Here is an 8,115-nt window from a genome sequence, read left to right as displayed (position 1 = left end):
TGCCGACGTCGACGCGGCCGTTCATGCGGTACACCACGCCCGCGACGCGCGGCAGCGTGGTGGTCGCCGTGAAGCGCGCGGGCAGCGTGCAGGCGCGGTACGTGCCGGTCGGCCCGGTCACGGTGCCCGCGTCCGCCAGCGCGTTCGGGCCGGTAATCGTTGGGCAGGTCGCCGCGGGCGTCACCAGACCGGTGCCGGTGCCGGGCGTCGGCGTGGGCGACGGCGCGGGGGCCGGCGTCGGCGACGGCAGCACGATCACGCCCTCGCCCGGCGATGCGATGTCGTCGGCGCCGCACGCGGTCAGCGCGGCGGTCGCGCAGCCGAGCATGAGCATGAGCGAAGCGCGCTTGAAGTTCTGCATTGAACACTCCCCGAACCGTGGATCACGGGCGCCTGCTGTTGGCGCCGAGCCGACTCGATCCCCCGTGCCGGCCTCCACGCCGCGCTAGGCGTCGCGGATGACAGCGGCATGGAGGTTCGGAGACACGGGAATGACGTTTGCGTTTCGGTTCCGTGACAACCCTGGGGAGTGCCGATCAGGTCCGCAGCGTTCGCTCACTCGCCCGCCATGGTGAGCACCACCTTGCCGCGCGGATGTTCGTCGCGCGTATAGGCGTAAGCGTCGCGCACGCGGTCGAGCGCGAACGTCCGGTCGACCGCCACCTTCACCGTTCCCACCGCGACCAGCCCGGCGATCTCGCCCAGCTGCGCCGCGTTCGGCTGGGCGAGCCAGCGCGGCACGGTGCGGACGCCCATCGCTCGCCCCTTCGCCTCGTCTGGATCGAGCGTCGACACCAGCGTGCCGCCCTTCTTCAGCATGTCGAACGAGCGCACCTGCGTTTCCCCGCCCTGCGTGTCGAACACCAGGGCGAGGTTGGTCGCGTGATGCTCGAACCGCTCGTTCTTGTAATCGATCGCGCGCTCGACGCCCAGGGAGCGGACGTAGTCGAGGTCGCCCTCCCCCGCAGTCGCGAACACCGTCGCGCCCTTCCAGACGGCAAACTGCACCGCCAGGTGGCCGACCCCGCCCGCCGCGCCGTGGATCAGCACGCGCTGCCCCGCCTGCAGCTGCCCGTGATCGAACAGCCCCTGCCACGCGGTCATCGCCGCCAGCGGCAGCGCGGCGGCGGTCACATCGTCGACTTCGTCCGGCGTCGCCACCAGCTCGACCGCCTTCACCACCACGTAGTCGGCCTGCGCCCCGCGATCGAAGTCGATGAACGCCATCACGCGGTCGCCGACGCTCAGCATGTTGTGCGCGCGCGTCCCCAGCGCCTCGATCCGCCCCGCGACGTCGCGTCCCAGCGCATAGGGCAGCTGATCCTCGCCCTTGGGCGGAAACTCGCCCTCCGCCATCTTCCAGTCGACCGGATTGATGCTCGCCGCCGCCACGCGCACCAGCACCTCGTCGTCGACCGCCTGCGGCACCGGTCGCTCGGACAGCGCGATCACGTCCAGGTCGCCGAACCAGTCGAGCCACACCGTGCGGTTGGGGACGAGCGGCTGGTGCTGGTCGGCGATAATCTGGTCGGTCATGGCGTGCGTGCTCCGGTTGTCGGAACACGCCAACGGGCGACGACCGGGACCGATCCCCGCATCGCCGACACGACAAGGCCCGCCGCCATCGCTGGCTGCGGGCCTGAAATGGTGGGCGCGACAGGGATTGAACCTGTGACCCCACCCGTGTGAAGGGTGTGCTCTACCGCTGAGCTACGCGCCCGATCCGTGTCGGAGCGGCGCCTTTAAGCAAGCACGGCCCGCCTGTCCAGCGTTAAAAGGCTCAGCCCATAAGCGTGTCGCTTACTTCGCGACGTTCAGCGAATCCTTCAGCACCTTGCCCGCCTTGAACTTGGGCTGCGTGCTCGCCTCGATCGTCATCGGCTCGCCGGTGCGCGGGTTGCGCCCGGTCGACGCCTTGCGCTTGCTGACCGCGAACGTGCCGAACCCGACCAGCCGCACTTCCTCGCCCTTCTTGAGGCAGGTCGAGATCGAGTCGAACACCGCCTCAACGGCGCGCATCGCCTCCGCCTTGCCCAGCCCCGCGGTGGTCGCGACCTGCGCGATCAGTTCCTGCTTGTTCATCCCCGAGAACCCCCGTTTTACGCAATCGATCGGCAAAAATTGGCGCGCGGATTCGCTCAAACCGCGAACCCGCATCCGCCCAGTAAGGCGACACCCGTTAACCGAGTCAAACGAAACCGCCGCGCGCCGGTGACGAAGCGCGGCGGTCTGTTGTGGCGCTACCACGATCGGACGGTTGCGGCCGCATTCGTAACACGTCCGCAACAATCATCCGCGGCTCAGTGATGCACCTCCGCGCCCACCGGCGTGATCGGCGCGGGCGGCAGCGCGGCGAGCTCGTCCGCCTCGGTCCAGTCGATCGCCTCCAGCGGCGCCGTCAGCGCGAGCCGCAGCACCTCGTCGACGTGCGCGACCGGCACGATCTTCAACCCCGCCTTCACGTTCGCGGGGATTTCGGCCAGGTCCTTCTCGTTCTCCTGCGGGATCAGCACGGTCGTGATCCCGCCACGCAGCGCGGCGAGCAGCTTCTCCTTCAATCCCCCGATCGGCAGCACGCGCCCGCGCAGCGTCACCTCGCCCGTCATCGCCACGTCGCGGCGTACCGGCACGCCGGTCAGTGTCGAGACGATCGCGGTCACCATGCCGATGCCCGCTGACGGCCCATCCTTCGGCACCGCGCCCTCGGGCAGGTGGATGTGGATGTCCTTACGGTGGAACAGGCTCGGCTTAATCCCGAACGACGGCGCGCGCGCCTGCACGAAGCTGTAGGCGGCCTGCACCGACTCCTTCATCACGTCGCCCAGCTTGCCCGTCACCTTCGCCTGACCCTTGCCCGGCACGGTCACGCTCTCGATCGACAGCAATTCGCCGCCGACCTCGGTCCAGGCGAGCCCGGTCACCGCGCCGATCTGGTCCTCCTGCTCGGACAGACCGTGGCGATACTTCTGCACGCCGGCATAGTCGGCCAAATTGTCGGGCGTGACCGTCACGCTCGTCGCCTTGGCTTCCAGGATCTGCCTCAGCGCCTTGCGCGCCAGCTTGGCGATCTCGCGCTCCAGCGTACGCACCCCCGCCTCGCGGGTGTAGCGCTGGATCAGCGCACGCAGCCCTTCGGTCGTCAGCGTGAACTCGCCGTCCTTCAACCCGTGCGCCTCAATCTGCTTGGCAACCAGGTGCCGCTCGGCGATCTCGACCTTCTCGTCCTCGGTATACCCCTCCAGCCGGATGATCTCCATTCGGTCGAGCAGCGGCTGCGGCAGGTTGAGCGAATTCGCGGTGCACACGAACATCACATCGGACAGATCGATGTCGATCTCGAGGTAGTGATCGTTGAACTTGGCGTTCTGCTCCGGATCGAGCACCTCGAGCAACGCCGACGCCGGATCGCCGCGGAAATCCTGACCCAGCTTGTCGATCTCGTCGAGCAGGAACAGCGGGTTCGCCGCCCCCGCCTTCTTCAGGTTGGTGACGATCTTGCCCGGCAGCGAGCCGATATACGTGCGCCGGTGGCCGCGGATCTCCGCCTCGTCGCGCACCCCGCCCAGCGACTGGCGGATGAACTCGCGCCCCGTCGCCTTGGCGATCGACTTGCCCAGCGAGGTTTTGCCGACGCCCGGCGGCCCGACGAGGCACAGGATCGGCCCCTTGAGCTTGTTGGTCCGCGCCTGCACCGCGAGATACTCGAGGATGCGGTCCTTGACCTTGTCGAGCGCGTAATGGTCCTCGTTGAGCACGCCCTCGGCCGCCACTAGGTCGCGCTTTATCTTGCTGCGCTTGCCCCACGGCAGACCCAGCAGCACGTCCAGGTAGTTGCGCACCACCGTCGCCTCGGCGCTCATCGGCGCCATCGTCTTCAGCTTCTTGAGCTCGGACGTCGCCTTGGTGCGCGCTTCCTTCGACAGCTTCAGCCCGGCGATCTTCTGCGTCAGCTCGGCGATCTCGTCGCCGTTGCCCTCGTCGTCGCTGTTGCCCAGCTCGCGCTGGATCGCCTTCAACTGCTCGTTGAGATAATATTCGCGCTGCGTCTTCTCCATCTGGCGCTTGACGCGACTCTTGATCTTCTTCTCGACCTGCAGGACGCCCAGCTCGCCCTCCATCAGCGCGAACGCCATCTCCAGCCGCTTGACCGGGTCGGTCTCTATCAGCAGCGACTGCTTCTCGGCCACCTTGATCTGCACGTTGCCCGCGATCGAATCGGACAACAGCGCCGCCTCGGTGATCTCGCCCAGCTGCGCCGCGGTCTCCGCCGGCAGCTTGCGGTGCAGCTTCGCGTAGGCCTCGAACTGCTTCACGACCGAGCGCATCAGCGCCTCGACGTCCGGCCCCTCGACCGCCTTATTCTCGACCGCGGCGATCTCCGCCTCGAAGAAGCCGTCACGCTCGTTCAGCGCCTCCAACGTCGCGCGCTGCTTGCCCTCGACCAGCACGCGCACGGTGCCGTCGGGCAGCTTGAGCAATTGCAGCACGGTCGCGGTCACGCCCATCGAGTAGAGGTCGTCGCGCGTCGGATCGTCATTGGCAGGGTCGAGCTGCGCGACGAGGAAGATCTCCTTGTCGGCAGCCATCGCCGCTTCCAGCGCCGCAACCGACTTGTCGCGTCCGACGAACAGCGGAACGATCATGTGCGGGAAGACGACGATGTCGCGAAGCGGCAGGACGGGAAGAGTGGACGTCATGGATACTCCGGGGGTCGCCGAACAGCGGCGACGTTCGCGATCCTATATGGTGCGCCGGCGATTTCCATCAATCGTTGCGGCGGCGTTCCACCCGCGCTGTCCTACCACCGGTCGCCATGCCATGCTGCCCGCGATGCACGCCCTCGTCCCCCAGCCCCGCACCCTCTCGCGACCCGTCGCCCTGAACTCGTTTCAGGGCCCATCCCTACCCAATCGGCTCCGCTTCCGAACTTCTCGCCGCGCCCCCACGCGCAACAAGCTCCTCCCTGCAAGGGAGGGGCCGGGGGTGGGTAGCGCTGACACGAGCCGCTGCCCCCACTTCCTCCACTTGCCATTTCTGCAATCGTACCCTCCGTCGCACCTGAAGCGCACAGAAGGTCAGGAACACGCCAGCCCCTCTTCTAACAATGCTACGTCAGTACAGCCACTTACCACACCAACCTTCACGCACACCTGAGCACCCGTCACCCTAAATGTAAGCCCGAAGAAAACCGCGTCCGAACCTCCACTTCCTCCACTTCGCATCCGTGCAACCGTATCCAGAGGCTACCATGCGCCACCTCGCCGCCCTGCTCGCCCTCCCGCTGCTCGCACTCGCCCCGCCGCCAAAGGGCAGCCCGCCCCTGACCGAGCAGACCCAGCGTTCCGGCGGACCATTGCTGCCCGAGCAGACCGCGCTCCGCTTCGACAACGCCGATCTGTCGTTCGAGGTGCTGCCCGTGCGGCAGGCGCTGACCGGTGTCGCCACGCTCACCTTCACCGCGCGCGCGCCGCTTACCAGGTTGCTGATCGACCTGGACCGCAACCTGCCCGTGTCGGCGATCAGCATCGACGGACGCCCGCTCGCCCGCAGCGCCTGGACCAACCCCGACGGTCGCCTGACAATCGCGCTGCCGCGCCCGCTCGCCGCTGGCGAGCAGGTGATTGCCCGCATCAACTACGGCGGCACCCCGCACGTCGCGGTCAACGCCCCGTGGGACGACGGCATGGTGTGGTCGAAGACGCCCGACGGCCGCACCTGGTTCGCCACCACCGCGGAAGGTTACGGCTGCGACCTGTTCTGGCCGTGCCTCGACTTCGCGACCGGAGAACCGGGGCAAGTCGACCTCCACATCACGGTTCCGGCGGGGTTGAAGGCGCCCTCGAACGGGCGCCTGCTCGGCGTCGATCAGCTTTCCGATGGCCGTACCCGCTGGAACTGGCGCGCACGCCAGCCCAATACCTACGCCATCGCTCTGAACGTCGGTGCGTACGAGGAGATCACGGGCACCTACCGCAGCCGCTTCGGCAACACGATCCCGATGAGCTACTGGTACCTGCCCGGCGAGAAGGCCAAGGCCGAGGCGCTGTTCGGCGAATTCGCCCCGACGCTCGACTTCTTCGAGGCGACCGTCGGTCCCTACCCCTTCGGCGACGAGAAGCTCGGCGTGGTTGAGACCCCGCACAAGGGCATGGAGCACCAGACGATCAACGCCTACGGCAACAAATACGCCAAGGCGCCCGAGGGGTTCGACTGGCTGTTCCACCACGAACTCAGCCACGAATGGTTCGGCAACCAGCTCACCGCTGCCAACTGGGACGATTACTGGCTCCACGAGAGCTTCGGCAGCTACATGCAACCGCTCTACGGTCGCTGGCGCGAGGGCGAGGCACGTTACCACGTCATGCTCGACGCACAGTGCAACCAGATCGCGAACGATCACCCGGTCGTGCGGGACAAGGTGCTCACCGAGGAGGAGGTCTACGAACCCAAGCTCGGCGGGCCGGGCACCGACATCTACTACAAGGGGTCGTGGATGCTCCACACCCTACGCTGGCTGATCGGCGACGCCGCCTTCTTCAAGGCGATGCGGCTGGAGATCTACGGCCGCGACGACCCGATACCGGGCAACTTCCGCCCGCGCTACGGCTCGACCGCCGAGTATCAGCGCATCGTCAATCAGGTCACGGGCACGAACTACGACTGGTTCTTCGACGTCTATCTCCGCCACTCCGCGCTGCCGGAACTCACCGCGACTCCGCTTCCCGGCAATCGCACCGAACTACGCTGGAAAGTACCCGGCACCACGGTCTTCCCCATGCCGATCGAGGTCAGCATCGACGGCCGGGTACAGCGCTTGGCCATGACCGACGGCGTCGCCGTCGTCGACCTGCCGCCGGGCGCGCACCTGGTCATCGATCCCGAGGCGCGCGTGCTGCGGCGCAATCCCGCGGTTGAAGCGTTCCGCACTTGGTCCAACCAGCAGAGGTCACGCAAATGAACGAGCGCCCATCGGTCAACGCCGGCGACACCGACACGATACTTGGCCTGAAGCGCGCGGGCGAGATGGCCGCCGTGTTCATGATCGGAGACGGCCTGCTCGGCCTGCTCCAGCCGACCCGTCACGTCGACCTGTGGCGATCGGACGTGGCCGCGGTCGACGCCCTGGTGTCGCCGTTCGGCGGCAAACCGACCCGCCGCCGCCTCTACGGGCTCGCCCAACTGACTGCCGGCATCATGCTCGCCGCCAGCCTGCGCCCGAGGAAAAAATAAGAAGAGGCACCTCGCCGCGGCGAGGTGCCCGACCGGTCAGCCGTTGGATTTCAGCGGCACCATCTGCTGGTGCTGCACCACCCGCCAGTTCTCGTGCGACAGCCAGCGATAGGTCGAGGTGCAGTAAGCCGCGTAACGCTCGTCCCCGCGCGACGCCTCGACGTGATAGGCGACGACGATCAGCCCCTCCTGCGGTCGCGCGACCTGACGCTCGCTCATCTCCACCTTGTCCCAGCGCGGCGTCTTCTTCACCGCCTCGATCGCCTGCTCCCCGCTCATCACGAACGGCGGCTCGGGCAGCACCATCAGGCACTCGTCGTCGACCGCTTCCTCGTAATGCTCGGGCGTCGCCGTCCACAGGCTTTCCTCGAAACTCCACACGCGATTGTCGTCCACGAACCATGCTCCCGTTGTTCGCCAAGACAATCGCACGCGCCATGCTTCGTTCCGCCGACGCCACACGCACCAACGAGAAAGGGCGCTGCCGAACGACCCGGCAGCGCCCCTTCACTGAGTCAAAGCGATAAATCAGGCGGCGCCGTCCGCCACCTTTTTCTTCTCGGCATAGACGCGGATCGGCTCCTTGCGGCCCTCGACCACGTCCTTGTCGATCATCACCTCGTCGATCGAGTCCATGCCCGGCAGGTCGAACATCGTGTCGAGCAGGATCGCCTCCAGGATCGACCGCAACCCGCGCGCGCCCGTCTTGCGCTCGATCGCCTTCTTGGCGACCGTGGTCAGCGCATCGTCGGTGAAGCCGAGCTTGGTGTCCTCCATCTCGAACAGCTTCTGGTACTGCTTGACCAGCGCGTTCTTCGGCTCGCTCAGGATCTTGACCAGCGCCGGAATGTCGAGGTCTTCCAAGGTCGCGATCACCGGCAGGCG

At 67.0% G+C, this 8,115-nt stretch carries 6 protein-coding genes, 1 tRNA gene and 2 pseudogenes; 2 read left to right on the top strand and 7 right to left on the bottom strand.

What is annotated here, in order from left to right; genetic code table 11:
- From ACFDS6_RS15985 to lon, 5 genes and pseudogenes are all read right to left on the bottom strand, one after another.
- A pseudogene (locus ACFDS6_RS15985) lies at positions 1–361 on the bottom strand (hypothetical protein); the annotation flags it as partial.
- A 194-nt stretch (positions 362–555) separates the two neighbouring features.
- Complete coding sequence (locus tag ACFDS6_RS15980; RefSeq protein WP_375273096.1) at positions 556–1,536, bottom strand: NADP-dependent oxidoreductase; 981 nt, start codon at positions 1,534–1,536, stop codon at positions 556–558.
- Positions 1,537–1,645: 109 nt separating this feature from the next.
- Positions 1,646–1,720 (bottom strand) — tRNA-Val (locus ACFDS6_RS15975).
- Positions 1,721–1,800: 80 nt separating this feature from the next.
- Positions 1,801–2,082: an HU family DNA-binding protein gene (locus tag ACFDS6_RS15970; protein ID WP_375273095.1), complete on the bottom strand. Its 282-nt coding sequence runs from the start codon at positions 2,080–2,082 to the stop codon at positions 1,801–1,803.
- 218 nt (positions 2,083–2,300) lie between these two features.
- On the bottom strand, positions 2,301–4,697 hold the full coding sequence (lon, locus tag ACFDS6_RS15965) for an endopeptidase La (RefSeq protein ID WP_375273094.1): 2,397 nt from the start codon (positions 4,695–4,697) through the stop codon (positions 2,301–2,303).
- 551 nt (positions 4,698–5,248) lie between these two features.
- Between lon and ACFDS6_RS15960 the strand changes: the two genes are divergently transcribed.
- Complete coding sequence (locus ACFDS6_RS15960; protein WP_375273093.1) at positions 5,249–6,958, top strand: M1 family metallopeptidase; 1,710 nt, start codon at positions 5,249–5,251, stop codon at positions 6,956–6,958.
- Positions 6,955–7,230, top strand: a complete 276-nt coding sequence (locus ACFDS6_RS15955; RefSeq protein ID WP_375273092.1) for a hypothetical protein — start codon at positions 6,955–6,957, stop codon at positions 7,228–7,230. Before ACFDS6_RS15960 ends, ACFDS6_RS15955 begins: the two co-directional genes overlap by 4 nt.
- 36 nt (positions 7,231–7,266) lie before the next feature.
- On the opposite strand, the gene ACFDS6_RS15950 is transcribed toward ACFDS6_RS15955, so the two are convergent.
- Positions 7,267–7,626, bottom strand: coding sequence for a DUF4440 domain-containing protein (locus ACFDS6_RS15950; protein WP_375273091.1), 360 nt, complete (start codon positions 7,624–7,626; stop codon positions 7,267–7,269).
- Positions 7,627–7,758: 132 nt separating this feature from the next.
- Positions 7,759–8,115, bottom strand: a pseudogene (locus ACFDS6_RS15945) (ATP-dependent Clp protease ATP-binding subunit ClpX); the annotation flags it as partial.

The sequence above is a fragment of the Sphingomonas sp. genome, assembly GCF_042095875.1.
Lineage (GTDB): Bacteria > Pseudomonadota > Alphaproteobacteria > Sphingomonadales > Sphingomonadaceae > Sphingomonas.
The sequence above is the reverse complement of the archived record's forward strand: the minus strand, read 5'-3'. Positions and strand labels throughout refer to the sequence as shown.

Excerpts from the sequence above, each read along its gene's own strand:
- ACFDS6_RS15980 (WP_375273096.1), bottom strand. The coding sequence starts at position 1,536 with ATGACCGACCAGATTATCGCCGACCAGCACCAGCCGCTCGTCCCCAAC.
- ACFDS6_RS15970 (WP_375273095.1), bottom strand. The coding sequence starts at position 2,082 with ATGAACAAGCAGGAACTGATCGCGCAGGTCGCGACCACCGCGGGGCTG.
- lon (WP_375273094.1), bottom strand. The coding sequence starts at position 4,697 with ATGACGTCCACTCTTCCCGTCCTGCCGCTTCGCGACATCGTCGTCTTC.
- ACFDS6_RS15960 (WP_375273093.1), top strand. The coding sequence starts at position 5,249 with ATGCGCCACCTCGCCGCCCTGCTCGCCCTCCCGCTGCTCGCACTCGCC.
- ACFDS6_RS15955 (WP_375273092.1), top strand. The coding sequence starts at position 6,955 with ATGAACGAGCGCCCATCGGTCAACGCCGGCGACACCGACACGATACTT.